The 23,526-nt window shown below is 40.7% G+C and carries 28 protein-coding genes and 2 pseudogenes; 9 read left to right on the top strand and 21 right to left on the bottom strand.

Annotated features, from left to right (window positions below; translation table 11 throughout):
- Positions 1-11 precede the first annotated feature (11 nt).
- Positions 12-170, top strand: a pseudogene (locus tag GQR42_RS06355) (DUF4351 domain-containing protein); the annotation flags it as partial.
- 6 nt (positions 171-176) lie between these two features.
- Here GQR42_RS06355 and GQR42_RS06350 read toward each other — a convergent pair.
- On the bottom strand, positions 177-983 hold the full coding sequence (locus GQR42_RS06350) for an MlaE family lipid ABC transporter permease subunit (RefSeq protein WP_158199320.1): 807 nt from the start codon (positions 981-983) through the stop codon (positions 177-179).
- A 173-nt stretch (positions 984-1,156) separates the two neighbouring features.
- Positions 1,157-1,351: a hypothetical protein gene (locus GQR42_RS06345; RefSeq protein ID WP_158199319.1), complete on the bottom strand. Its 195-nt coding sequence runs from the start codon at positions 1,349-1,351 to the stop codon at positions 1,157-1,159.
- Positions 1,352-1,381: 30 nt separating this feature from the next.
- Here GQR42_RS06345 and GQR42_RS06340 point away from each other — a divergent pair, with 30 nt between their 5' ends.
- Positions 1,382-2,569, top strand: coding sequence for an RNA-guided endonuclease InsQ/TnpB family protein (locus GQR42_RS06340; RefSeq protein WP_158199318.1), 1,188 nt, complete (start codon positions 1,382-1,384; stop codon positions 2,567-2,569).
- 77 nt (positions 2,570-2,646) lie between these two features.
- Here the strand turns inward: GQR42_RS06340 and GQR42_RS06335 are convergent.
- A pseudogene (locus tag GQR42_RS06335) lies at positions 2,647-2,913 on the bottom strand (DUF29 domain-containing protein); the annotation flags it as partial.
- Positions 2,914-2,978: 65 nt separating this feature from the next.
- On the opposite strand from GQR42_RS06335, the gene GQR42_RS27480 reads away from it, so the two are divergent.
- Entirely contained in the window at positions 2,979-3,200 is a 222-nt protein-coding gene (locus GQR42_RS27480) for a hypothetical protein (RefSeq protein ID WP_199273278.1), read from the top strand.
- A gap of 92 nt (positions 3,201-3,292) precedes the next feature.
- On the opposite strand, the gene GQR42_RS06325 is transcribed toward GQR42_RS27480, so the two are convergent.
- The 11 genes from GQR42_RS06325 to GQR42_RS06270 form a co-directional block, all read right to left on the bottom strand.
- A complete protein-coding gene (locus tag GQR42_RS06325; protein ID WP_158199316.1) occupies positions 3,293-3,583 on the bottom strand; it encodes a helix-turn-helix domain-containing protein in 291 nt (96 codons plus the stop codon).
- 150 nt (positions 3,584-3,733) lie between these two features.
- Positions 3,734-3,946: a type II toxin-antitoxin system HicA family toxin gene (locus tag GQR42_RS06315; protein ID WP_158199315.1), complete on the bottom strand. Its 213-nt coding sequence runs from the start codon at positions 3,944-3,946 to the stop codon at positions 3,734-3,736.
- A 1-nt stretch (position 3,947) separates the two neighbouring features.
- On the bottom strand, positions 3,948-4,154 hold the full coding sequence (locus tag GQR42_RS06310; RefSeq protein WP_158199314.1) for a type II toxin-antitoxin system HicB family antitoxin: 207 nt from the start codon (positions 4,152-4,154) through the stop codon (positions 3,948-3,950).
- A 169-nt stretch (positions 4,155-4,323) separates the two neighbouring features.
- Positions 4,324-4,536, bottom strand: a complete 213-nt coding sequence (locus tag GQR42_RS06305; RefSeq protein WP_158199313.1) for a type II toxin-antitoxin system HicB family antitoxin — start codon at positions 4,534-4,536, stop codon at positions 4,324-4,326.
- A 175-nt stretch (positions 4,537-4,711) separates the two neighbouring features.
- Positions 4,712-4,960 carry a hypothetical protein gene (locus tag GQR42_RS06300; protein WP_024969916.1) on the bottom strand — a complete coding sequence of 83 codons (249 nt, stop codon included), beginning with the start codon at positions 4,958-4,960 and terminating at the stop codon, positions 4,712-4,714.
- 3 nt (positions 4,961-4,963) lie between these two features.
- The gene (locus GQR42_RS06295) at positions 4,964-5,155 is read right to left on the bottom strand and encodes a hypothetical protein (RefSeq protein WP_149107175.1); all 192 of its coding nucleotides are present in this window, start codon (positions 5,153-5,155) and stop codon (positions 4,964-4,966) included.
- A gap of 185 nt (positions 5,156-5,340) precedes the next feature.
- A complete protein-coding gene (locus GQR42_RS06290) occupies positions 5,341-5,796 on the bottom strand; it encodes a GUN4 domain-containing protein (protein ID WP_158199312.1) in 456 nt (151 codons plus the stop codon).
- 550 nt (positions 5,797-6,346) lie between these two features.
- A complete protein-coding gene (locus GQR42_RS06285; RefSeq protein ID WP_158199311.1) occupies positions 6,347-7,558 on the bottom strand; it encodes a DUF4407 domain-containing protein in 1,212 nt (403 codons plus the stop codon).
- 70 nt (positions 7,559-7,628) lie between these two features.
- Positions 7,629-10,178, bottom strand: coding sequence for an SPFH domain-containing protein (locus GQR42_RS06280; RefSeq protein ID WP_158199310.1), 2,550 nt, complete (start codon positions 10,176-10,178; stop codon positions 7,629-7,631).
- Between the two features lie 75 nt (positions 10,179-10,253).
- Complete coding sequence (locus tag GQR42_RS06275; RefSeq protein ID WP_158202406.1) at positions 10,254-10,778, bottom strand: GUN4 domain-containing protein; 525 nt, start codon at positions 10,776-10,778, stop codon at positions 10,254-10,256.
- Between the two features lie 110 nt (positions 10,779-10,888).
- Positions 10,889-11,368: a hypothetical protein gene (locus GQR42_RS06270; protein WP_158199309.1), complete on the bottom strand. Its 480-nt coding sequence runs from the start codon at positions 11,366-11,368 to the stop codon at positions 10,889-10,891.
- 263 nt (positions 11,369-11,631) lie between these two features.
- Between GQR42_RS06270 and GQR42_RS06265 the strand changes: the two genes are divergently transcribed.
- Genes GQR42_RS06265 through GQR42_RS06255 form a run of 3 tightly spaced genes read left to right on the top strand, consistent with a single transcriptional unit; the run spans position 11,632 to position 12,372 of the window.
- The gene (locus tag GQR42_RS06265) at positions 11,632-11,922 is read left to right on the top strand and encodes a hypothetical protein (RefSeq protein ID WP_158199308.1); all 291 of its coding nucleotides are present in this window, start codon (positions 11,632-11,634) and stop codon (positions 11,920-11,922) included.
- On the top strand, positions 11,922-12,185 hold the full coding sequence (locus GQR42_RS06260; RefSeq protein WP_158199307.1) for a type II toxin-antitoxin system RelE family toxin: 264 nt from the start codon (positions 11,922-11,924) through the stop codon (positions 12,183-12,185). The genes GQR42_RS06265 and GQR42_RS06260 overlap by 1 nt, the downstream gene beginning before the upstream one ends.
- Positions 12,175-12,372 carry a hypothetical protein gene (locus GQR42_RS06255; protein WP_158199306.1) on the top strand — a complete coding sequence of 66 codons (198 nt, stop codon included), beginning with the start codon at positions 12,175-12,177 and terminating at the stop codon, positions 12,370-12,372. Before GQR42_RS06260 ends, GQR42_RS06255 begins: the two co-directional genes overlap by 11 nt.
- A 470-nt stretch (positions 12,373-12,842) precedes the next feature.
- Here GQR42_RS06255 and GQR42_RS06250 read toward each other — a convergent pair whose 3' ends face one another.
- Positions 12,843-13,820, bottom strand: a complete 978-nt coding sequence (locus tag GQR42_RS06250) for a phosphate ABC transporter substrate-binding protein (RefSeq protein WP_158199305.1) — start codon at positions 13,818-13,820, stop codon at positions 12,843-12,845.
- A 106-nt stretch (positions 13,821-13,926) separates the two neighbouring features.
- On the opposite strand from GQR42_RS06250, the gene gpmI reads away from it, so the two are divergent.
- The 3 genes from gpmI (at position 13,927) to GQR42_RS06235 (ending at position 17,008) form a co-directional block, all read left to right on the top strand.
- On the top strand, positions 13,927-15,525 hold the full coding sequence (gpmI, locus tag GQR42_RS06245) for a 2,3-bisphosphoglycerate-independent phosphoglycerate mutase (protein WP_158199304.1): 1,599 nt from the start codon (positions 13,927-13,929) through the stop codon (positions 15,523-15,525).
- 505 nt (positions 15,526-16,030) lie between these two features.
- Positions 16,031-16,264: a preprotein translocase subunit SecG gene (secG, locus tag GQR42_RS06240; RefSeq protein ID WP_158199303.1), complete on the top strand. Its 234-nt coding sequence runs from the start codon at positions 16,031-16,033 to the stop codon at positions 16,262-16,264.
- Positions 16,265-17,008: a peptidase gene (locus GQR42_RS06235; RefSeq protein WP_158199302.1), complete on the top strand. Its 744-nt coding sequence runs from the start codon at positions 16,265-16,267 to the stop codon at positions 17,006-17,008.
- A gap of 828 nt (positions 17,009-17,836) precedes the next feature.
- Here GQR42_RS06235 and GQR42_RS29435 read toward each other — a convergent pair.
- The 6 genes from GQR42_RS29435 to GQR42_RS06205 all read right to left on the bottom strand — a co-directional run bounded on the left by GQR42_RS29435 (position 17,837) and on the right by GQR42_RS06205 (position 23,507).
- The gene (locus GQR42_RS29435; RefSeq protein ID WP_257792619.1) at positions 17,837-18,082 is read right to left on the bottom strand and encodes a transposase; all 246 of its coding nucleotides are present in this window, start codon (positions 18,080-18,082) and stop codon (positions 17,837-17,839) included.
- A gap of 177 nt (positions 18,083-18,259) precedes the next feature.
- Entirely contained in the window at positions 18,260-19,558 is a 1,299-nt protein-coding gene (locus GQR42_RS06225) for a glycosyltransferase family 4 protein (protein ID WP_233271292.1), read from the bottom strand.
- Positions 19,559-19,988: 430 nt separating this feature from the next.
- A complete protein-coding gene (locus GQR42_RS06220) occupies positions 19,989-20,816 on the bottom strand; it encodes a nucleotidyltransferase family protein (protein ID WP_158199300.1) in 828 nt (275 codons plus the stop codon).
- Between the two features lie 28 nt (positions 20,817-20,844).
- Positions 20,845-21,453, bottom strand: coding sequence for a Uma2 family endonuclease (locus tag GQR42_RS06215; protein WP_158199299.1), 609 nt, complete (start codon positions 21,451-21,453; stop codon positions 20,845-20,847).
- 18 nt (positions 21,454-21,471) lie between these two features.
- Positions 21,472-22,413, bottom strand: a complete 942-nt coding sequence (locus GQR42_RS06210) for a DUF4351 domain-containing protein (protein WP_158199298.1) — start codon at positions 22,411-22,413, stop codon at positions 21,472-21,474.
- A gap of 128 nt (positions 22,414-22,541) precedes the next feature.
- A complete protein-coding gene (locus GQR42_RS06205) occupies positions 22,542-23,507 on the bottom strand; it encodes a DUF4351 domain-containing protein (protein WP_158199297.1) in 966 nt (321 codons plus the stop codon).
- Positions 23,508-23,526 lie beyond the last annotated feature (19 nt).

Raw genomic sequence — 23,526 nt, 5'->3', positions numbered from 1 at the left:
TTTAATCTCAACTACGTCAATTAAATCGGCGTATAGGTGAGATTTCTGCCGAATTATCCGCCAATATCCAAAGTCTTTCTCTAGAAAATTTAGAAAACTTAGGAGAAGCTTTATTAGATTTCCAGTCAGTAGAGGATTTAGAAAAATGGCTAGAAAATGAGCGTTTTTAACTGAAATTACTGTCCAAATAAAACCGAACTATTACCAGATCCTTGGAACAAGATCCAAGTCATCAGCAGATTAGATACAAAAATCGCTAAGAGCATAGTGACTACGGCTGCGGTCGTAGCTTGGCCGACTCCTTTAGCACCGCCATCGGTCGTTAAACCCCAATTACAGCCGATAATCGCAATTAAAGCCCCAAAAACCAATCCTTTAACTGGTCCACTCAGCACGTCTCCCACGCGCAGGAAACCGCGAACCGAGTCGAGAAAAACTGAATTAGCAATCCCGTATAAACTTTGACCGACCAGCAAACCGCTACCTAAACCGATCAGCAACGCCATAATACTCAAAGCGGGAACCATCAGACAACAGGCAATTAAACGAGGCAGCACCAGATATTCCACGGGATCGGTTTTGAGCATATAGAGTGCGTCGATCTGCTCTGTCACCTTCATGGTGCCGATTTCCGCCGCAAAAGCCGATCCTACTCGACCGGCTACCACGATCGCCATCATAATCGGACAGAGTTCCCGACCGAGAGCAAGGGCCAAAATTCCCCCCACCATACTGCCAGCACCCAAAGCTTGGAACTCCCGGGCCACTTGGATAGTAAAGATCATCCCGATCACCGCGGCCGTGATCATGGCGATCATCAGCGAGGCAGGCCCAGCTGCCACCATTTGTTCTTGGGTGACGCGCCAATCGGGTTTGCGCGTGAATAGGAAGTAAAAAACCCTGCCGGTTAATAGTACCGCTAACCAACAGCGCCGAAACCAAGAGCTTAATTCCTTGCTAAAAATCGCCAATAAATCCTTCATGGTCCCCAAAATCGCTCGGACTAGAGAAAAGTCTATCCTGTTTTGTCTTTTAATCCCATTCCCTACCACGCTATGGATAGCGCAGAATTTTTATGATCTACACAATAGAACTCTGGCAAATTAATTATATGTTACAGTGACGAGTTAACTAATTTTCCCCCAGCCTTCCCACCTCACTCCCAAAAATCAGTCTTTAAAATCGTCTGCCAATCCCTCCCATAGGGCCATTCCTCCGGAAAAGACACCGCCTTATACTCACCCCTGACATTAGCCAAAGCACGCCGCCAAGCTTCCGGGAAATTCTCATCGAAAATTTTGGGTCTGAAACCCCGTCGTTCTACGACGGCTTTACTGTTAAATATTAACACATTTACGAAATATATGCTAAAATGTGAGACATGGAAAAAGCCTACTCGTTTCGATTTTACCCCACACCAGAACAAGAGTCGCTATTGCGGCGCACATTGGGCTGTGTAAGATTAGTTTACAATAAAGCTCTCCATCTCAGAACACAAGCTTGGTACGAAAAGCAAGAAAGAGTAGGCTACGCTCAAACTTCTTCAATGCTAACCGATTGGAAAAAGCAAGAAGAATTAGACTTTTTAAACGAAGTTAGCTGTGTACCTTTACAACAAGGGTTAAGACACCTACAAACAGCTTTCACTAATTTCTTTGCTGGTCGTACTAAGTATCCTAACTTTAAGAAAAAACATCAAGGAGGAAGTGCCGAATTTACTAAGTCAGCTTTTAAATTTAAAGACAGACAAATCTATTTAGCTAAATGCACAGAACCTTTACCTATTCGATGGTCAAGACAAATACCAGAAGCTTGTGAACCAAGCACAGTAACAGTCAGATTACATCCCTCAGGACGCTGGCATATCTCAATAAGATTTGATGACCCAACGATTAAGCCTTTACCAGTAACAGATAAAGCCATCGGAATTGACTTAGGAATTAGTAGCCTTGTGATTACCAGCAATGGTGATAAAGTATCTAATCCTAAGCATTTTACCAAGCATTATCAGAGACTGCGAAGAGCATCGAAAAGCCTTTCTCGAAAACAGAAAGGTTCAAAAAATCGAGAAAAAGCGAGAATCAAAGTAGCCAGGATTCACGCCAAAATCACCGATAGTAGAAAAGACCATTTACACAAGCTAACCACTCAATTAGTTCGTGAAAACCAAACGATTGTGGTTGAGAATTTAGCCGTCAAGAATCTGGTCAAAAACCCGAAATTATCTCAGGCAATATCTGACGTTAGTTGGGGAGAAATAACTCGACAATTAGCCTATAAATGCCGTTGGTACGGGAAAAATTACCTCGAAGTAGATAGATGGTTTCCCAGTTCTAAGCGGTGTAGTAATTGTGGGTATATTGCTGAGAAGATGCCGTTAAATGTTCGAGAGTGGGACTGTCCAGACTGCGGGACTCACCATGACCGAGATATTAACGCCAGTAAAAATATTTTGGCCGCAGGACTTGCGGTGTCAGTCTGTAGAGCGACCATAAGACCAGAACAGAGTAAAACTGGGGCGGCAGGTGCGAAAAATCCTTCGGGACAGAAGCAGAAACCCAAATCGTGAGGTTTGGGAATCGCCGTCCGTTTTACGGCGGCGAGGATGTCAACCCACAAAGACTTTAAACTGGGAACCTGACTCAGCAAAATATCAAGCTCCGTTCGTTGAGTGCGGCTCGTTCTCTCCCAACCATTGTGATCGTAAGCCAAATCAACGTATAGACGCTTCAGCAAATGCTCCATGAGGACAATTAAGCGACTTAATAACTCCCGTTTTTGCGAAATGCCTAACGCCTCTACCTCCTCAATCAAATGCTCCCAATCCAAACTGGCAAAATCTCTTGCTTTCAGTTGTTTAACCGTTTGCTCCACCCAAAGCAAAATATCCTCTTCGTAAAGTGATTTAACCATTTGTCTTTGCCGAAATTAATTACGTCTTTATTAGTATAGGCCAGTCCACCCAACAGTAAATCCTCATGAGCAACCCTGAATTTTCCCTTGATATGCCTCTTAAAGAGCGACGTAAAAATAAAACCGTCTCGCATTCTTCACCTAATTCAGATAATAAGGTGGCTAAGGTGGGGTTGACTTTTAAGGGTTTTTCAATGTTTGAAATCATCGCTTATTTTCCTCTGTTTAATCGCTTTTCTGCTCTAGATAAACTTTTTTCTAAACCTTTAATTTCTCTTTTCCAGTAATTAATTAAGTTTTCATCGGGGGATTTTTTTTGTTCCTCATTGGCAATTTTTTGATGATGGTTCAGAATTTGATAACGAATGCTTTCAACAGATTAGCTAACAAGGCTCATTTTGACTTTTTGATTGAGTGCGGTGGCAATTTTTTGCAGCATTATTAGGGGATTGTCTTGATAGTCAGCGTCTTCTATATCTTCAATAACGGATTGTTCAACATGGATTAGGTCGGCTAGTTGTTGTTGGGTTAATCCAGCTTTTGTACGAGAGTCATAAATCAGTTGTGCGATTTCTGCGTTGATGGATTCTAGGGCGATTTGTTCTTGTATTGTGGGATCGTCTGCGATCATTTGATGAATGATTTTTATGGCATCTGTGGTTTTAGGCATTGTTTATTTCTCCTTGATAAGTATGAAGTTCTGGATTTTGTTTAAATTGTGCTTTTCTCTGGATAATTCTCTCAATGTCTTGTGAGGGGATGGCGGAAGTTTTTATAATAAATCTTTCTTCATCGGGGTATTCATTGATTTAAGGTATATTTAGAGTAATTTACGGAACTCTTCAATAGTTAAACCAGCATCTTGAATTATCCCACCCATTGTAAAAGCTTTGATGGGGTTATTTCGAGGAATGGTTACTTGACGTATTCCATCACTCATCACGATATGTTTACTCTGACGTATTATGTTAAATCCCGCTTTTTCTAAAGCGCGTACTGCTTTAAGATGATTAATACCAGCAAGTTTAGGCATATCAAAACTTATTAGCAGTTACTTCAATTTCTCGTATTTCGACACCATGCAATCTATCTTTTAATGCTGCTAAATAATCCTCAATAGCATCTTGAATATTAAGGAATGCTTCTTCTTCTGTATCACCCTCAGACCAACAACCAGGTAAAGCAGGTACGCAAACGCTTATCCCTTCTTCAGACCGATAAATAGCAATTTGGTATTTCATTTTTTGTATATACAATATTTGCTTTTCTGCATCATTATAACATTAATATTATCACAATCGCAAAAACCCTAATAATTTCGTAAGAAAACCTCAAATGTCGCGGTTTGAAAAAACTCCGACACACCTTATATGCTACAATTCACAAGTCGCAGCGAGAGAAACTTCATCATTAGGTAAATAATAGTCGTCCTTTTGGTTCAGGAATGATTCGTTCTAGTTGTTTGGCAGTTTCAATCCATTCTTGAATAACAAGTTCAGCATTTTGTACAGCTTCTTGATAGGTTTCTCCATCTGCCATACATCCTGCTAATTCTGGAACTTCAACAATAAAAGCTCGATCTTCCTCACTCCAATAAATAATTAATTCATAGCGAATTTTCATCTTTCCCTCCTAATTTATATTTTAAAATTAGATTACGAATTTGTTTGACTTGATAAATTGTGTAGGTTGGGTTGAACAGAGTGAAACCCAACAATTATAGGCTTTGTGTTGGGTTTCGTGCCTCAACCCAACCTACTACTACTACTGAACCAGAGAACAAAGAATCATCATAACATTATTGATCATCTGGCAAAGCTAAAATTTCATCCCCAATTAAATCAGATAAATTTTCGGTATGAACGTGCAAGTGAGTAATTGAGCCTATTAATTCTGCCAAAATATCCCCTTTTTGGTCATCAGTTAGGCTTGGTAATTTAAGCTGACTTAGTAAGAATAAAACCGCCTCGCATTCTTCACCTAATTCAGATAATAGAGTGGCCAAGGTAGAGTTGACTTTCAAGGGTTTTTCAGTGTTTGAAATCATTGCTTATTTTCCTCTGTTTAATCGCTTTTCTGCTCTAGATAAACTTTTTTCTAAACCTTTAATTTCTCTTTCCCAGTAATTAATTAAGTTTTTATCGGGGGATTCTTTTTGTTTCTCATTGGCAATTTTTTGATGATGGTTCAGAATTTGATAACGAATGCTTTCAACAGATTTACGAAATTTCTTTTTTGACAAGTATTTACTCCTAACTTGCGCTGGTTAATATCTATCGTAATTATAAACCATAGATTATGTAGGGGAAAATGGCATTTACCCTCCTGGGGTGACGGTGACAGGTATCGAATCGCTGAACCCCTGATAACCTCGTGTGGAAACGATGTAGGATCGGAGTTTGAAAAAACTGCGAAACGCTTTATATGCTACAATTCGCAAGCCGCAGCGAGAGAGAAGAGAGAACGCCCCCACCCGCCCCCTGAACCTACCCAAGGCAGCACCGGGAGGTGTCCGGCGAGTGCTGTGGATGGTGCATTTGTACCCCAAGTTAAATTATCATAATTTTTCCAGTTTCCGTTTGCTCGCCAGCCCACCGCATCTCTAAAGCGACGGAAAGCTTCCTCATTATAGTCGCCGATCGGGTTGCCTGTCTGCTTGTAGATCGCCAGTTGTACGGAAAAGCCAAACTGGCCACCGGAAGCCGCTAACCACTCTCGATCGATCATCCGCAAATCCTCACAGGAAAATTTCTCGGCGGATTCGCCGTCTATCCAGCCTTCTTTTTCTCGTTTCGCCGCTGCCAGCATTAGCTCACCTTTTTTGCGATCGGCTTCTTGCCATTTCTTTTGTTGCAGGAGTTCTCGTAGCGGTGAGTAGTCCACGCCAGTGGTTGAGGAGATAAGGGTACTTCTCAGTGGACTAGAAGACGTTGATGTTGAGGGGATGGGGCAGCAGTAATAGAGGGTTGAGTAACCGTTTGAGAGGAAGAAGAATCTATAATTAGGGTTGGCTGAAAAAATCTAACAACCTTGTTGGGTAAGACTTTTAGACTTTTTGTCAATCAAAAAGTACCAGGCCTGGGAGTGATCAGGGGGAAAATTGAGCTACTTTTTCCCTGAAAATTAGGTAATTGGCCACCTCAAAACTGGTAAAACCCCACACCCCACACCCCACACCCTACCCCCAGGAAAAACTTTTTGCCGCAAACCCTAAGTAGGTGGGTGGAATTAAATATAAGATGAACGTAGGTTGGGTTGAAGCATGAAACCCAACGCCCGCATGGGTTACGAAGTGCGCTAACCCATCCTACAAATAATTGTGCCTCCCTACTTATAAAAAAATGCAATCACTATTTCAAAATCACAGGGATCGCAGTTCCAGAGATTATTATTGATCTTTAAAAATATCATTATCTTTATCTTAAGATAAAGTTTAATCTACTAAATCTTCATAATTAGTTACTCGCTCTCTACATAACTTAACAAAGTTAGCAGTTTCTTCATCATGTTGCTGATAAATATTTTTTGCTTTATTCATTTGTATATCTTCGATTTTTTCTTTATTTCTTTCTCTAAGTCGGATATATTCAATTATTAAAGCTTCAATATTTAGCTGAAAATTTTTTAGTTCTTTCATTTTTGAGAGTTCTTTTTCTGCCATTTTGCCAAGATTTTCTTGATTCATTCTATCGATAATTTCTTTCTCAAGCAGTTTTTCATAAAGACCTTCTTTTGACAAGATTTTTACCAAAACTGGAGCAATTTCAATAATAATTAATAACAGAGTAATTAATATATTTGTAATAGCAATAGCAGGATCATCTTTCGATAATGCTTCTAGGGCTGAGATACGATCTAAAAGACTTCCTTCTTGCCATTCCTTTTTCTGCGGTGTCTTGATACTCAAACTTGATTGTTGTTTTTTGATTAAACTATTTTTTTCCTTGAGTAAATCTTGGATTATATTATCCAAAAAAGTAACACTTTTTTCTATTGTTTCTACATTTTTTTGTCTTTCTTTTGCAATAGTGCCGACACCGGCTTTACCTGTCACACCTTTACCTTCTATTTCTTCTATCGCATCTATACGAGCTTTTTGTAAAGCGTCTGAAGCTTGATTTTTTTCTCTTGTGAGATTGTCAATCTCTTCATTTATTTTATTGATCCTTTTGACATCTGGAGTATCTTGATCTTTTCTGCTTTCTTCTCTTTCTCTTTCTCTTCTTTGTTGGCTAATTTTTTGATTGATTTCACTCTCAAACAATCTTAACTCTAGAGGTTTAGCAACGATAAAACCTAAAAGAATCGCTATGCTTAAGCGAGTGACGGCTCCTACCCAAAATTGTAGTTTTGATGAAGACTTATTTTGACTAGCTGTAAGTATAAAAAAGCGATCTAAGTTAAAAATTATGCTACCCCAAATAAAACCCAAAGAAATTGAAATTGTTAAAGAGCCAAAAACCGTAAAAAGTGCATAGCCTCCTGAACAAAAAGCCATTATTGCCGTGAGAATAACGGTTGTGCCGATAGACTCATATTTATACCTTTCTGTGCGGCAACTTTCTTGAGACAAAACTTCTTGATCTGCACCCGCAGACCAGATTAAAAATTTTTGTACAGAATTGAGTCGTGTTTTAGTTAGCACTTGATTACCTTAGTTAATGGTTATGCCTCTTAATTTAGAGCAAAAATAAAGGAATTAACGCTCTCTGAATTTAATCATTTTCAGAAGGGGGGAGAATCTCATATTCTCGTGACATATTAATTTGCTCATTTTGTCTTTTTGATTTCACCGAGTCCCTTAATATTTCTAAGAACGCCATCTGCATAGCACTGGCTTCAACAATCCCACCACCACCAGAAGTATTACCACCGCCGCTACTAGCACCAATAAAAACTTCTGGAAGTTTAATTTTGGTGTTAGCGTATGCCTCAGCCCATTTTCCTTCTGATTCTAACTGAGCATAAACCGCAGGACTAAGAACCTGAACTCTTTGACGAAATTCTTCCATACGAATATCAGCAATTTTCTCGTCTTCACTGGTTTTGATCTCAGATTCTTCTCGCATCCGCTTTAACTCAAGCTCATCTTTTTCTTGTTGAATTTCTGCATCTACTTTTGATTCCTCAAGTTTAGCTTTAGCATTAAGAGTTGCTATCTCTAAGTTACTTTGAGCCTCAACTAATTTGATTTGAGCTTTGTTTTCCTCTTGCTGTTTGATGAGAGACTGACGGGCTTGTTCAGCTAACTCTTGTTGTTTGTAGTTTTCGGCTTGTTGTTGCAGGATTTCACGCTCTCTTAATAGGTTCTCCAATTCTTTAGGCAAATCAATGTCTGTAATTAAAGTCTGGATTGATTGTACACCATAATCTTTAAGAGCTTGTTTAATAAAGGCTTGTGCCTTGTTTTGCATTGTCCTTCTTTGGATTAAAAAATCAAGTGCTTTAAGGTCTTGAGCCGAATCCTGAAAATGAGATTCAACCAGAGGGCTTAGAACTTTACTCACTAAATTTCTGATAGCAGAAGATTTAAAAACTTTTTGCTCATTCTCATCAATAGGGTTAGAATGTAATGGCTTTAAAGCATCAATCGGTTGAGCACCAACTTTAAGAATCATTCGCGGAGCATCTGCTGCCGAAATGTGGATAGTCTGAGTCATTTCTAAATGAAAAACAAAGCCATCACTTGAGCGAAGTTTCAACGGATTAAGATTTTTGTCATAGTTGATCTCTGGTTTTTCTTCTGATTTAGACCAATTTAAAATAATTTGGTTGGTCGGAACAACATGAACACTTTTAATTCTTCTGTTGATCGCATACTTACCCGGTAGAAGAGGCTTGCGCTGTATGCCTTTTTCTCCTTCTTCTGAAAGTCGCTCATCATTTTTTGATTCGTTATCTTTGCCGACATAAGAAATAATCACCCCGACTTGTTCGGCAAGAATTTCAACCAATGGTACTTGCTCAATGCGAACAAACCAGGGATTGAGAGTCCATGAACCTTCCTGTAAAAATTCTTCCTGTAAACCTTTATAGCCCCCAGCTTCGATAAATTTTTGGGGTTTCTGAAAATTATCATGACCCATAATTGTATCCCCAGCAATTACCCCTTCAGGAAGGGTTTTTCCTTCAAGGATCGTAACAATACCGATTTTGTCTTTGGCTACAGTATAAACCTTTAATTCTTCAGGGTTTACGTTGTACTGAGTGGCATTAGCAGAAGTAATAACAGTAAACAAGTCAGTGTTGATCTGATAAGTTCTGGCGGGTAGAACTGCTAACTGCTTACCACTTTCACCACCATTTTTAATAAAAGCTTCAGCATCTTCAAAATTTTGGCATTTAACAACTTTACCTAAATTCCTATCTTCGGGACGGCTTGCCCCATCCTTAGCCACAACTAAACCAATTTCTCCTGGGGTAACTTTAGTGACTGAATCAATTTTAATTTCAAACAAATCGGTATTAATTTGATAGATTCCAGGCGTTAAAAAGGCTAATTGCTTACCACTTTCACCGCCACCACTGATAAAAGCTTGAGCATCTTGAAAGTTATTGCATTCAACAACCTTACCAAAAGTTCGAGTTGTGGGTAACGGCTTGCCAAAGGTAGCCCGAACCAATCCTACTTGATCTTCCGCAATGCGAATACATTTTACTTTTTTTACTTTAAAGATATTAGTATTAATCTGATAGGTATTGGCGGTTAAAATTGCCAGTTGTTTACCGCTTTGACCCCCATTGTTCCAAAAAGCTTGGGCATTTTGAAAATTATTACATTCTACAAACTTGGCAAAGGCTTGACCTGGCGGTAGCGGTTTACCATCCCTAGCTTCCACGAGTCCTACTTCGTCTTCACGGATATGAATAACATTAACCTTCTCAACAGAGAATAGCTCAGTATTAATATAATAAGTACCATTAGTCAAAATAGCTCGTTGTTTTCCTTTTTGTCCACCATTACGGATAAATGCCTTAGCATCTTGAAAATCGTTACACTCGACGACTTTTCCAAAGTTTTCTCCTGGAGGTAAGCTTGCCCCATCTTTTGCATCTACTAATCCCACCTCACCAGAATCAATGACAATTGCCTCAGCAATACGAATTTCCACATTAGGCAAACTCAAATGCCGTCCAGGGGTAAGCACCTCCGCTTGTAAACCGCTTTCTCCATTGAGGGCAACTCGACGACCCGCAGGCAATGGACGACCAAATCGTTTATAAACAATGCCTACTTCATTTTCTTTGATATTAATAAAAACCATTGGTTTTGTCTCCTTTTATTGTATTTTTTTAAAGTGGCGAAATCTCAATTGTCATAAAAGACATTTTTTACCTCCCTATTCAGGAAATTTTTGATAATCAACAAAAAAATACTTAAACGTATCCTCTTGTGTACCCAAAGGAAGAAAACTCTTCTCAAACCAAAAAGTCGGTAAATGACCATCGGGCGCATCTAAGGAAAAATTGAAGTCATCATAACTCAATGTCCAACGACCATCCACTAGCCAACCGACTTGATCCGCAAACTCTGCAAATAATACGCCAAAACTTTTAGTTGAATTGCGAGCAATATCTAGCCAGATTTGCTTTTGTACACTATAACCAAACTGCTTTTTGCTTGCCCTTAGCCATAGATTATCTATTGCTTGTAGGCTTTCAACTGGAATTTGTTCCACGATTTTTTGTTCTAGCCAACCTAGTCTAGTCGGTCGGTCAAGGTCTATTTTTATTCCTCTTTTTCCTCTTATGATTTGATCGCCAATACGAAGCAGAATCTGCATTGTTTCTTTGTCCGCTTCTTTCCAGTTTTCTTTATCTAAATAAATTGAAAGCTGTTCGTAACCTTCTTGTGGTTTAGGTATGTTTCTAGTAGTCTGCTGTGATGAAATATTTTGGGGAGTGTTTTTGGGTTCGTCCGACGATATATTTAAAGGTATTTCTTTGTTTTGGGCTGATGAGACATCCTGCCCTATTACTTTTTTAGGCGTTGCACCGCCTTCATCAAAGTAGGAAAATGGCGACTTAAGAAGTTTTCCGTGTCCAACTCAGCCTCGTAGGAAATTCCCACAAAAGGGGGAATCGAAGAAACAACCGCTTTAAGTTTAGCGGCGGCTGTTGGACCGGGTTCTTCGACTTTAGCAAGGATTTTTTGCAAATATTCTATAACTTCTGCGTTTTCTCCCTGAAGTTGTCCGACTCCTTTCACAAATTCAGCAACAACAACTTCCGCTTCAGCTTCTGGAATTTCAGCCAGATTAGACTGGTTAGCGATAATTTGCCAGTATTCTTGCTCATATTCCCCAATTGGTTGGAGGACTTCAAGCCGAAGTTGCTGTTTCAGAATTGTTTTACCACCCGGTGGAGCCGTAATAATAGCCTGCTCTTTCTCTCTTCTTTGTTCGTAAAGCAGTTCAAGATGGGATTCAATCTCATTCAGACGATTTTTGTTCATGGCTTAATTCGTCACTTGCAATCAGTCTGGTAATGTTCAACCCCCAATTATACCCCAAAGGTTCAAAATAAGCCCATTTTTTGTCAGAACATCCTGACAATCTCCCCACCCTCCGACCCCTAAACTTTGACTTCATACCCAAGACCACCAAAACGGCGATCTGCATGAAGAACGGCATCGCTATAATCTAGAATATCTCCCTCCCTCCATCACACCAAGCAAAACAACCCTTTTGGCAATTTATTATCCCGACTGTCTTAACCATGAAAAGCCAAACCTTTCAACTGCAAACCCACAATGGAAACCTAATCATTCCTCCTGAAATTCAAGATTACTTAACCCATTGTCCTGATAATGTTAAAATCTCTCTAACCATTGAATCCTCCGAGCTTAATAATGATGATTTAGCTCTAATTAATGATGATCCCGATCGCGGTCACGCCGTAAAAGACTCCTTTCAACAAAGTTTATTAGCAATACGACAACAACGAATTGCTGGCAGGCCAACAATCTCAGAAGAAGACGTTTATCAACGCTATGGAATGTCTATCTGATGGTCTATTCTGTTAATTATGAACCCGAAGCCGTTAACGATCTTGATCAAGTAACGCAGACAACACGGGTACGAATTTTCAAAAAAATTGAATGGCTAAAAAATAATTTTGACCAAACTTCTCCTCTACCTTTAACAGGAAACTTTTCTGGTTTTTATAAGCTTAGAATTGGTGATTATCGGATTATTTATGAATTTGACAGAGAAAATCGGATTATTTATATTAACAGAATTGGGCATCGTCGAGAAATTTATGAAGAATAGCGGCGATCGCAAAGCCTACGATCTCCTCCTCGGTCAAGAACTCACCGACCTGAGCAATTCTAACAAACCCAGAGTTTGGCGACTTCTCCTCAAACAAGACGGTTATCGAAAATTTGGGTTAAAACCCCGTCCTTTTAGGACGGCTTTAAGCTACAATGGAAAAAGCGATAACCAAGCTAAAAACTGAACCTTGACAACAGATAGTAAGGGGTTTCGTTCAGAAAAGACTTCAAATTCGGCCTTGAACGAGTAAAACTTTCTAGGAAATAAGGTGGAACATGAGATTTTTTCGACTTGTTCAAAGTGGCCGGAGGGCATTCGGACACTCAAAATGGACGGGTCGGAAAGCGTAAGACTTCTGTTAAAGAAGCAGCATCCCGGGTCGCGTCAACCCCATTGACGCGACCATTCTAAAAAGGTGGCGTGGTGAGGAATCGCCGTCCGTTTTACGGCGGCGAGGATGTCAAGCCTATATTTTCCCCGCCTTACCGAAAAAAGATTCCCGGTTGACCATTCCCGTGGCGATCGTTTATGAAAAAGATAATGGTGTTCAACTAACCATTCTCAACGCCTCCCCGTCTCCACGGTAAAATAGGCAATGCTCACCCTAGTCATGCAAGACGTAAAATTTTCCAGATTTTCGGATATTCTCGCTAACTACTTTTGTAGGTCTTCATTGGCCCGAAAAATCGCTTCTTGACCACCACTAGAGGTCACAAAACCCATAAAAGCTTTGACCGCTTCACTAGCAGGTTCTTTGTAAACGTAGTAAAGGGTACGCTGCCAGGGATAATTAGGTTCACTGGGTAAAATTCCCTCAATAGCGATCGCCCTGACGGTTTTTTGGTTGGCAATTTGGCTATAGGTAGCGTAACTAATGCCATTCAGTCCCAAAGCTTGCAGAATTGGGGTGGTTGCATCCCTGTCCATCATTTGAAAATTAGTTCCTGTACCAAATTCTGCCCCTTGCAGGACTTCCTGACGAAAACTTTGATAAGTGCCACTAATGGGAGGACGATTAATCACTTGAATAGTAGCAGTAGAACCGCCCACCTCCGACCAAGAGGTGATTTTTCCGGTAAAAATATCTTTAACTTGGGTAGTGGTTAACCCTCCCGCAAAGGGATTTTTTACCCCCACCACAACAGCGATCGCATCTCGAACAATCGGACTAGAAGCCAATCCCTGAGAGCGTTCTGACTCGGTTAAAGGTCGTGACAGCGCCGCAATATCGATCGCCCCCCGGGCCAATTCCTCTAATCCCCTATCAGATCCTTGAGCATTTGTCAAGACCTCTACCCCCTGAAATTTGGCCGTTAAAGTGGCTTTTAAGGCTTGATTAATCTGTACCATACTGGTAGAGCCGTTAATGCGAATTGTCGTGCCACTGGGGATAGAAGTCGGTGGGGCAAAACTAACCACTCCCTGGGGGGAAGGGGGAGGGGGTAGGGGAGAGGAGGCACTTTCCGATGTTGGGGATTTTTGCGGACTTTTACCGCTGCCACAGAAAAAGAATTCTTGACCTGCGGCACATTGACTTTGTAGCCAGAAGTAACCCCCACCTAAAATGCTCGCAGTGGCTAAAAGAGCGATTATTAAAGCAGTTGTTTCGTTTTTTTGAGACATACCCATCATTTGCTGACATTAGGGGGTCGATCGCCAGGAGACCAGTGATCAATGGAAGTTTCGATGATATTATCTTAGTGCATGGAAATCCACTCTTGATTTAGGACTATATATCATGACCCACGCACCTATATCCCCAGTCGTGCTGGTTATCCTTGATGGTTGGGGTTATCGCCCGCAAAGGTCGGATAATGCGATCGCAATGGCGAAAACCCCGATTATGGATAGTCTCTGGGAAGTTTATCCCCACACCTTAATCCGCACCTCCGCTAAGGATGTGGGACTACCGGAAGGACAGATGGGCAACTCGGAAGTTGGCCACCTAAATATCGGAGCGGGGCGAGTTGTACCACAAGAATTGGTACGGATTTCCGATGCGATCGAAGATGGTTCGATTCAACAAAATCAGGCTTTATTAAAACTCTGCGGGGAGATTCTCCCCAAAAAAAGCAAATTACACCTAATTGGTTTATGTTCTGAGGGGGGAGTCCATTCCCATCTCGATCACTTACTGGGATTATTAGACTTAGCGAAAGTGCAAGGGATTAGCGATGTCTGCATTCATGTCATCACCGATGGTCGCGATACCAATGTCACCGACGGGATGCTCGCTATCAAACGGATTCAAGAACATATTAATAAAATCAGTCTCGGTCGCATGGTGACTCTCAGTGGCCGTTATTATGCCATGGATCGGGATCGCCGTTGGGATCGGGTCGAAAAAGCTTATAACGTGATGACCAGTGATCAAGGTATCGACGGGCGATCGATCACGGAAGTATTACAGGCATTTTATGATCAAAATATTACCGATGAATTTATTCCCCCCACCAGAATTGCACCGGGGGCGATCGAAGCGGGCGATGGGGTGATATTCTATAATTTCCGTCCCGATCGAGCTAGACAGTTATGTTATGCCCTGACTATGCCCGATTTTGAAGATTTCGATCGAGATTTAATTTCTCCCCTTAGTTTTGTCACTTTTACCCAATACGATCCGAAATTACCGGTAGATGTGGCCTTTGCTCCCCAGAATTTAAATAATATCTTAGGACAGGTGATTGCTCAACAGGGATTAAAACAGTTTCGTTGTGCGGAAACCGAAAAGTATCCCCACGTCACCTACTTTTTTAATGGGGGATTAGAAAAACCTTTTGAGGGAGAAGTGCGCGAATTAATTCCTAGTCCAAAAGTCGCCACCTATGACCAAGCTCCGGCCATGTCGGCAGCCGCGGTGACAGCAGCGGTCTCTGCGGCGATCAAACAGGGGATCTATGGTTTGGTGGTAGTTAATTACGCTAACCCCGATATGGTGGGTCATACGGGCATTTTAGACGCGGCCATGAAAGCAGTGGAAACGGTGGATCTATGCTTGGCTAAGTTGTTAAGTAGCGTCAATAAATTGGGGGGAACAGTGTTAATCACTGCGGACCACGGTAACGCGGAAACGATGGTGGATGAGTCGGGTAATCCTTGGACGGCCCACACGACTAATCCCGTTCCTTTAATTTTAATTGAAGGGGAAGGGAGAAAAATACCCGGTCACGGTGGCGATGTGCAGTTGCGGGATGATGGTCGTTTAGCCGATATTGCCCCCACTATCCTCGAAATTCTACAAATTCCCGTCCCGAAAGAAATGACTGGGCGATCGCTGATTAAACCGGCTGAGGTAGAAATTAAAGCCAGTCGCACTCCCGTCCGCATCTCGCTTTAACAGTGATCAGTAATCAGTAATCAGTAATCAGTGGAAATAATTAAAAAATTGGCTAATTAGGGTTTGCGGCAAAAAGTACGGGCGAAGCATTCGGATAGAAAATCTCCGGTTTCACCGATAGGTTATTGCCCGAATGCTTCGCCCCTACAGGACGCGGGCCGATGAAGACGCAAGGTTTGGAAGCACGATTCTCTCAAAATCTTGCACCTGTTTCGCAAAACAAGACCCTAAAACCCTTACCTCGTCTATATTTCACCATTATTCAGCAAGCCCTAATTAGCAGAAAAATGACCAATAAAAACCGCTCTCTTGTAGTTATGCTGATCAGCAAATCTTATTGAAGAAAGGGTGTAGGGCATCTTTGAATGTAAGATAATGAACATTTTTCACCCAATTTCCGAGAGAGCCATAAAAATTTAAAACTTACATCTGATAACTGATAACTGATAACTGATAACTGATGATAACTGCTATACTTTGTAATGGAAAATAGAGAGTAATGATCATGACATTGGTGCTGGTAGTACAGATTATTTGGGCGCTGGCGGCGGCCTTTCTGGCGATTTTGGTGTTATTACACAGTCCCAAAGGTGATGGAATTGGTGGTATTGGCGGCCAATCACAGATTTTTACCAGCGCAAAAACGGCGGAAAAAACCTTAAATCAGGTGACTTGGGCGTTGGGGACGGTATTTATCACCCTAACTATTGTACTAAGCGCCGGCTGGTTAAATCGCTAAATGCTGAGAGGTCGGTTCTCTTTTCTAGGACTCGCAGCCTTGGCGAGTCTTTTGCTGTTTTCCTATTCTTTGATTGCCGACAGTCGGTCGCTACCGGAGTTAAAAACCCATCCTTTACCCGCTAATTTAGCCCAATGGCAAGAGCAAAACCAGCCCGGGGATTATTTTGATGCTGTGGAAATCAGTCCCGTGGGAGCGTTGATTTGGTCGCAATTTCCCGTGAAGATTTATGTTCAGAGCGATCGCAGTTCTTGGCTGAGTTTAGTACAACAGGCGATCGCTGAATGGGGGCAGTATTTGCCGATCGAGTTGGTTAATCGGGCAGAATTGGCCGATATCCTCATTAAACGGGAGTTACCGCCGTCGGGAGTCCGTTTTAATCCCGAAACCGGTAAGTTAGAATTGCCCCGGGTGCGTTCTGCCATAACACAATACGAGATTTTTGTCAAGGAAAATCGCTTAACTCATCGGATGAGTATCCAGATTAGTCCTAATTTAGCCGATCGGTCGGCTTTAGCGGCAGCGCGTCACGAATTAGGTCACGCTTTGGGAATTTGGGGTCATAGTCCCCTAGAGACGGATGTGATGTATTTCGCTCAAACTAGGGATATTGCTCCGATTTCTAGCCGGGATATTAACACTTTAAAAAAGGTTTATCAGCAGCCAACTCAGTTAGGTTGGGAGATCGATAAGCTGCTCAATGGTGAGGTACAAAGTTTTCTTTTTCGGGAGACAGGAGACTAGGAGGAGAAAAAAGACAACAGACGACTACAATATTTGTACAACCTCTGATTATGTCAAATTTATCTGGTATTTTAAGTGGGTGGGTGGAATTAAATATAATACTAAATCCAGTTATTAAAAACTGATTATCTATTCCCCCTTTTGCCTCTTGCCTCTTGCATGAGTGCCTATCCTAATATGTTACCTATACTCAACGGATTTAGTATAAGATGAACGTAGGTTGGGCCTCGGCCGTGAGCTTTTGCCGAACGGTTGAAGCATGAAACCCAACACCCGCATGGGTTACGAAGTGCGCTAACCCATCCTACAAATAATTGTGCCTCCCTACTTATACCATTTTTCAAAAGTAATGACAGAGATGGTTATGCCTGGTGCATCTCAATTTTGTCGAAATATCTAGATGACATTTTGGGCGCACGCGGTGCGCCCCTACTATTGGCGCAATAATATTATTGTAGGGGCGAATTGCCTTCGCCCTCTTTGAACAACTTCTGCTGCTCATCTATAGGTGAGAGAAAATCACCAATAGGAGATGCACCAGGTTAAATAAGTAGTCGTGCAAAATTAATTTCCTAGTCGAGACTCACAAGACTCACAAGACTCACAAGACTCACAAGACTCACAAGACTCACAAGACAGCTATTAGGGATCGGATTTGAGTTTTCAGTTCACTGTTTACTGATCACAGCAGCAGTCTGACGGAGTAGTGGCTTAGATGTGTAATTAATTGTGCTTAGATACTTAAAGAAAAATGGTATTAGATATTCTGACCTGATAGCGGCTCAAGAGCTTATACTAAATTAAATTGTATTCAGTGCAGATAAAGCATCAAGGATGAAGGAAAATCCTGTGAGAGAAGCAACCCTCTGGGGGTGCTAACTTCTTAAACAATTCATCTACTTTGACTTCCAATTCCTCTAAAGTTTTAAAGCATGACCATTTGCTCTCTTTTTTCAGTTCTTCCCATACTCTCTCTATTGGATTCAGTTCTGGACAATAGGGAGGTGGGAATAACAATATTATGTTTTCGGGAATAATCAACTTCTTACTTGTGTGAAATCTCCCATTATCCACTTGCTTTCATATTGAGGCTATCTGGATAGGCTTTTGAGAACTCTTCTTCAGCAAACCCTAACTATAGGATTGCTGTGCTGAGAGCCTTTTGTCAAGCCTAATTGAGATGCTCTTACCCTGTCTTCAAATTCTTGAGAAAAATGTGATAAATTACAAGGGCGATCGTGTAAGGATAGTCTAACCAAAATTGAGTGCGGTGTGATAAACTTTCACGGTTTCTTCGGCACATTTTGCCCAACTAAATTGCTGGGCGCGTTCTCGTCCTTTTTCTGAGAGAGTTTTCCTGAGTTGGCTATCTTGAATTATAGTTAAAATTGCTTGACATAATGCGTCTTCATCGGTGGGATTAATCATAATTCCTGCATCTCCCACCACTTCGGGTAAGGAACTGGTATTAGAAGTAATCACCGGGGTTCCACACTGCATTGCTTCTAGGGGAGGTAATCCGAATCCTTCGTAAAGAGAGGGATAAACAAAAGCAGTGGCACCGCTATAGATGGCACTTAAGTCTTGATCGGGAATGTAACCAGTGAAGATAATTCTATTTTTTAAAATCGGGTTTTCTTGGGCAGTTTTAAAAATATCGTTGTTTTTCCAGCCACTAACACCCACTAAAACTAGATTTAAGTCTATACTGGGGTTATCGAGGATAATTTTCCTGAAACAACGAATTAGAAAGCTGAGGTTTTTTCTGGGTTCTAAGGTACAAAGACTGAGAAGATAAGGAGCATTATTAATCTGATATTTTTTGAGAGTATCATTGATAATATCTAGATTTTCAACGGGGAAAAAGTGAGTATCCGCAGCTAAGGGTGTAACAAAAACTCGCTCAGGATTCATTCCTGTATGGTTACAAAAATCATTTTTAGTATGTTGGGAAATACAGGTAATCCAATCTTGATTAATATCAATACTTTGGATCATTTCAGCATATTTTTGACAAATGCTGGTGGTAAAGCTTTTTGAGTCCAAAACCGGAATTAAATCATATATGGTTAAGATTCTAGAAATTTTATTGATTTTATCCTTTGATGGTAGGGCATAAAATAGAGAATGATAAATATTTGCTTGGGAATTAAAGTTAAAATCTATGTCAAATTTTCCTAAAAGCTTAAAAGGAATTTGTAAAGCTAGAGCGGGTTTATAGATTATAGGTAAATATTGACTAGAGAGTTTAATAACTTGTTTTTGACTTTTAACCGCTACCTTATACAGGTTGAATAAATTTAATTTACTCTGGTGACAGCTTTGATATTGTTTCCTGATTCTTGCCGCTTCATTGCTGATAAATAATTCGGTACTAACACTATCCCAGATGCTATTTAAGCCATTGTATGCGACTAAATCAATTTCTATATCTTTTCTATCTAACAGTTGTTTCAACAGTGAATCAACTACCCGATAAACACCTGTTTTTGCCTTTGTATTGATATATCCTTGTCCTAATACGGTGATATCGTAAGCAATTTTTATCATTGTTTTATTTGTTTCAAAGATTGGCGAAAAGATGGTGGGGTAATTGTCACAAAAATAAAAAACAACCAAAATCTAACAATTTTTTTATATAAGTAGGGAGGCACAATTATTTGTAGGATGGGTTAGTGGTAGCGTAACATGAGCGGGCGTTGGGTTTCATGCTTCAACCCAACCTACGTTCATCTTATATTTAATTCCACCCACCTACTTACATATAACAGAATTCCTCGGAATCCAAACAATTCAGAACGGCAATTCTACAAAAGTTAACACCTCTTGCTGTCTTTTTAGAGAAAGTTGTTGGAAGTTTTCTACTAAAGCATTGGTGCTACAAGGATTGATGTTAGTTTGGGTAGACATAGATAATAACCTCAAGTTTAACTCTGGACTATGTGCTAAGTTTCCTTACATTTTAAACTAATTGCCTTAGTCAAGACATTTCTTCAGTAAAATTTTGTAAATCCTGTTGTAATAAATCAAAGCAATAAGGTAAGTCTTCCGCTAGTTTTTGTACCGGTTCTGGTTGCAGGTTAAAACTATAAATATTTCTAATAACATGACGAAAAGAACAATAATTCTCTAGCAGATCACGAGTTTTTACATCAATTACTGGAGAACGTTTAGAGATTACCGGGGAAGACATTTGACGCAGTAATTGCCAGTGCCAATCAGGGGTATCGGGAACGGAACCGTCGATAGTTTGGGCAATTTGTTTAAAAATTCTTTCTACTCCTGTGTAAAAACTATGAATATTCAGGGCGATAGTACCCAGATAATCTTCATCTTGAGTTCTGTTAAATTTCTGGAGAAGTTGCTGATTTTTTTGGACTAGATTATTTAACTCACTTAACTCCTGCTGTATTTGTCCCCATAAAATTAAATTAGCCGAATTTTGACTCATATCTAATCCCCTTAAACTGGGCTTATTGACTGATTCTAAATCAATACCTTGATTTTTAATAGTTGTTTGTAAGGATGGTTGGGCTGATTCAATTTGAATCAGATCGATCGAAAAATCGGTACTAATTGCTAGTATATCCTTAAGGGCTTGATAATATAGTTGGTCTGCTAGTCCCCAAACCGCTAAATCAATATCAGAGTGATAACGAAATTTTGATAAATCTAACAAAGAACCAAAGAGAATAACTTTTTCTATCTGATATTTTTCTCGCAGGATTCTAGCGGCTTGTTGGGCAGTTTCCCAGCCTTTTCGATAGCGATTTTCTAGAGTTGTTCGAGAGATAGGAACAGAAACCATAGTTTTAGGGAATAATTTTCATTTTTGTCTATCGAGGTAACACCTCATCTAAACACAGTTGCAGGTCAGGAAATAAAGGAGAAAAAATCCCTTGACCGAGGCGATATTGTTGTTGTTGATAATCTTCCCCTAACAGTTGACAAACAGTAAAGGTCGGCTGTTTGGGTTTACCGATAAAAATAGTTCCTCCCAACCCACGATAATCGACAATCCAATATTCTGGAATACCTAATAGGGCGTATTCTTCGACTTTACGAGCATAATCCGACTCCCAGTTGCTACTAACTACCTCTACCACAAGCTTAATGCTTCTACCGAGAGTAATCACTGGTTCTCGTTCCCAGAAAGGTTCATTATCGAGAACAGTTTCATCCAGAACAATAATATCAGGACGGCGCGCCGTGGCTTGGTCGCTAAAGGGACGAATTAGACAAGTACGGGGTATAAACCAGGGCAATTGTCGGTTATTAATGGCGATACCGATTTTGCTGGCGAGTTTGCCGCTAACGGTTTCGTGGGGGCCCGTAGGTTCCAAATCGATTATTTCTCCCTCAGCAAGTTCGTAGCGGGGATTATTGCGGTACTGACCGAGAAAATCTTCTAGGGTTAGAGTCTGGAAAAGGCTAGGAGAAAGCATATTTTTAGGGAATAATTTTTATCTTTGTTCATTTAACCAACTTAGCAATTCCTCACGGCTGCCCAAGTCTAAAATTCTATCTCCTAAGGTTTCTAATTGCGGGATAGATAGAGATTTAATTTTTTCAGTTATAGCTAAATCTATACTGCCAAACCGTCGGGTTAAAAGTCGGATAATCAGTTCTGCTTCTCCCTCTTGTCGTCCCTCTTGTCGTCCCTCTTGTCGTCCCTCTTGTCGTCCCTCTTGTCGTCCCTCTTGTCGTCCTAATTGAATACCTCTCTGTTCTCCTAGCTGCAATCCTTCTCTGAGGATTTCTTGATACCAGGGCGATTCTCTTAATACGGTCATATCCCACCTCATAATTTCTTGTACTATTGGTATTTCTAAGACAAATGATGCAAAAAAGGAAAGTAAGGGTTCTAAGTCCTCTAGGCTTTCATTTGCCCTTAATTCTCGCAGGGCTGTGCGAACTACGGTTTCTTCTCCCCCTCCTTTTAGTATAGGAACGAAAGGCAAAAGTGTCGATATTTTTTCTCGAAATACTATTTCTGCTGATACTTCCCAAAGGTTAATTACTCGATATTCTTGATAGGCTCGGATTCCCAGAAATTCTGAGCTATAACGGCTAGGAATCCTGGCGTTAGTTTGACGGGGTAAAATGTTAACTAAGACGGGATAAACGGGTAAATTGTAGCGTTCTGTGGCTAAGGCTGCGTAAGCTCGGATTCTTTGGGGCATTTGCTTTGTGTAACGCAACTGGATTTCGTTAAGGAGCAGAAATTCTCCCTCTTGGGGGCTATAAACTTTTAGGAGAACATCGTTGGCACGACTTACCCATTGAAATTCTGAGTTAAGAAATTCCTGCACTTGTACGTCGGGTTGTTGGGTTAACCATCTTGCCCAATTATCAGGGGCTAAACTGATTAGTCTTTTACTACCTATATCGGCTTTTTTGGTCATAGATTACGGTTATTTTTGGGTATTTAGATAAGATAATTATCTAAAAAAAATACACCTCAAGTCAGTTGCTGTTCAATTTCTTGAGCTTTCTGTGCTTGGCGAAAACGCCTAGTTTTAGGGAATAATTTTTATCTTTGTTCATTTAACCAACTTAGCAATTCCTCACGGCTGCCCAAGTCTAAAATTCTATCTCCTAAGGTTTCTAATTGCGGGATAGATAGAGATTTAATTTTTTCAGTTATAGCTAAATCTATACTGCCAAACCGTCGGGTTAAAAGTCGGATAATCAGTTCTGCTTCTCCCTCTTGTCGTCCCTCTTGTCGTCCCTCTTGTCGTCCCTCTTGTCGTCCCTCTTGTCGTCCCTCTTGTCGTCCCTCTTGTCGTCCCTCTTGTCGTCCTAATTGAATACCTCTCTGTTCTCCTAGCTGCAATCCTTCTCTGAGGATTTCTTGATACCAGGGCGATTCTCTTAATACGGTCATATCCCACCTCATAATTTCTTGTACTATTGGTATTTCTAAGACAAATGATGCAAAAAAGGAAAGTAAGGGTTCTAAGTCCTCTAGGCTTTCATTTGCCCTTAATTCTCGCAGGGCTGTGCGAACTACGGTTTCTTCTCCCCCTCCTTTTAGTATAGGAACGAAAGGCAAAAGTGTCGATATTTTTTCTCGAAATACTATTTCTGCTGATACTTCCCAAAGGTTAATTACTCGATATTCTTGATAGGCTCGGATTCCCAGAAATTCTGAGCTATAACGACCAGGAATCCTGGCGTTAGTTTGACGGGGTAAAATGTTAACTAAGACGGGATAAACGGGTAAATTGTAGCGTTCTGTGGCTAAGGCTGCGTAAGCTCGGATTCTTTGGGGCATTTGCTTTGTGTAACGCAACTGGATTTCGTTAAGGAGCAGAAATTCTCCCTCTTGGGGGCTATAAACTTTTAGGAGAACATCGTTGGCACGACTTACCCATTGAAATTCTGAGCTAAGAAATTCCTGCACTTGTACGTCGGGTTGTTGGGTTAACCATCTTGCCCAATTATCGGGGGCTAAACTGATTAGTCTTTTACTACCTATATCGGCTTTTTTGGTCATAGATTACGGTTATTTTTGG

Source organism: Microcystis aeruginosa FD4 (genome assembly GCF_009792235.1).
GTDB classification, from domain to species: Bacteria; Cyanobacteriota; Cyanobacteriia; order Cyanobacteriales; family Microcystaceae; genus Microcystis; species Microcystis viridis.
This window is presented reverse-complemented; position numbering and strand designations above follow the sequence as displayed.

Coding starts and splice junctions, on each gene's coding strand:
- GQR42_RS06210 (WP_158199298.1), bottom strand. CDS start 22,413: ATGACCAAAAAAGCCGATATAGGTAGTAAAAGACTAATCAGTTTAGCC.
- GQR42_RS06310 (WP_158199314.1), bottom strand. CDS start 4,154: ATGAAATACCAAATTGCTATTTATCGGTCTGAAGAAGGGATAAGCGTT.
- gpmI (WP_158199304.1), top strand. CDS start 13,927: ATGACCCACGCACCTATATCCCCAGTCGTGCTGGTTATCCTTGATGGT.
- GQR42_RS06260 (WP_158199307.1), top strand. CDS start 11,922: ATGGTCTATTCTGTTAATTATGAACCCGAAGCCGTTAACGATCTTGAT.
- GQR42_RS06280 (WP_158199310.1), bottom strand. CDS start 10,178: ATGGTTTTTATTAATATCAAAGAAAATGAAGTAGGCATTGTTTATAAA.
- GQR42_RS06250 (WP_158199305.1), bottom strand. CDS start 13,820: ATGATGGGTATGTCTCAAAAAAACGAAACAACTGCTTTAATAATCGCT.
- GQR42_RS06305 (WP_158199313.1), bottom strand. CDS start 4,536: ATGAAAATTCGCTATGAATTAATTATTTATTGGAGTGAGGAAGATCGA.
- secG (WP_158199303.1), top strand. CDS start 16,031: ATGACATTGGTGCTGGTAGTACAGATTATTTGGGCGCTGGCGGCGGCC.
- GQR42_RS06215 (WP_158199299.1), bottom strand. CDS start 21,453: ATGCTTTCTCCTAGCCTTTTCCAGACTCTAACCCTAGAAGATTTTCTC.
- GQR42_RS06325 (WP_158199316.1), bottom strand. CDS start 3,583: ATGCCTAAAACCACAGATGCCATAAAAATCATTCATCAAATGATCGCA.
- GQR42_RS06235 (WP_158199302.1), top strand. CDS start 16,265: ATGCTGAGAGGTCGGTTCTCTTTTCTAGGACTCGCAGCCTTGGCGAGT.
- GQR42_RS06315 (WP_158199315.1), bottom strand. CDS start 3,946: ATGCCTAAACTTGCTGGTATTAATCATCTTAAAGCAGTACGCGCTTTA.
- GQR42_RS06265 (WP_158199308.1), top strand. CDS start 11,632: ATGAAAAGCCAAACCTTTCAACTGCAAACCCACAATGGAAACCTAATC.
- GQR42_RS06255 (WP_158199306.1), top strand. CDS start 12,175: ATGAAGAATAGCGGCGATCGCAAAGCCTACGATCTCCTCCTCGGTCAA.
- GQR42_RS06340 (WP_158199318.1), top strand. CDS start 1,382: ATGGAAAAAGCCTACTCGTTTCGATTTTACCCCACACCAGAACAAGAG.
- GQR42_RS06270 (WP_158199309.1), bottom strand. CDS start 11,368: ATGAACAAAAATCGTCTGAATGAGATTGAATCCCATCTTGAACTGCTT.
- GQR42_RS06350 (WP_158199320.1), bottom strand. CDS start 983: ATGAAGGATTTATTGGCGATTTTTAGCAAGGAATTAAGCTCTTGGTTT.
- GQR42_RS06220 (WP_158199300.1), bottom strand. CDS start 20,816: ATGGTTTCTGTTCCTATCTCTCGAACAACTCTAGAAAATCGCTATCGA.
- GQR42_RS27480 (WP_199273278.1), top strand. CDS start 2,979: ATGAGCAACCCTGAATTTTCCCTTGATATGCCTCTTAAAGAGCGACGT.
- GQR42_RS06300 (WP_024969916.1), bottom strand. CDS start 4,960: ATGATTTCAAACACTGAAAAACCCTTGAAAGTCAACTCTACCTTGGCC.
- GQR42_RS06205 (WP_158199297.1), bottom strand. CDS start 23,507: ATGACCAAAAAAGCCGATATAGGTAGTAAAAGACTAATCAGTTTAGCC.
- GQR42_RS06225 (WP_233271292.1), bottom strand. CDS start 19,558: ATGATAAAAATTGCTTACGATATCACCGTATTAGGACAAGGATATATC.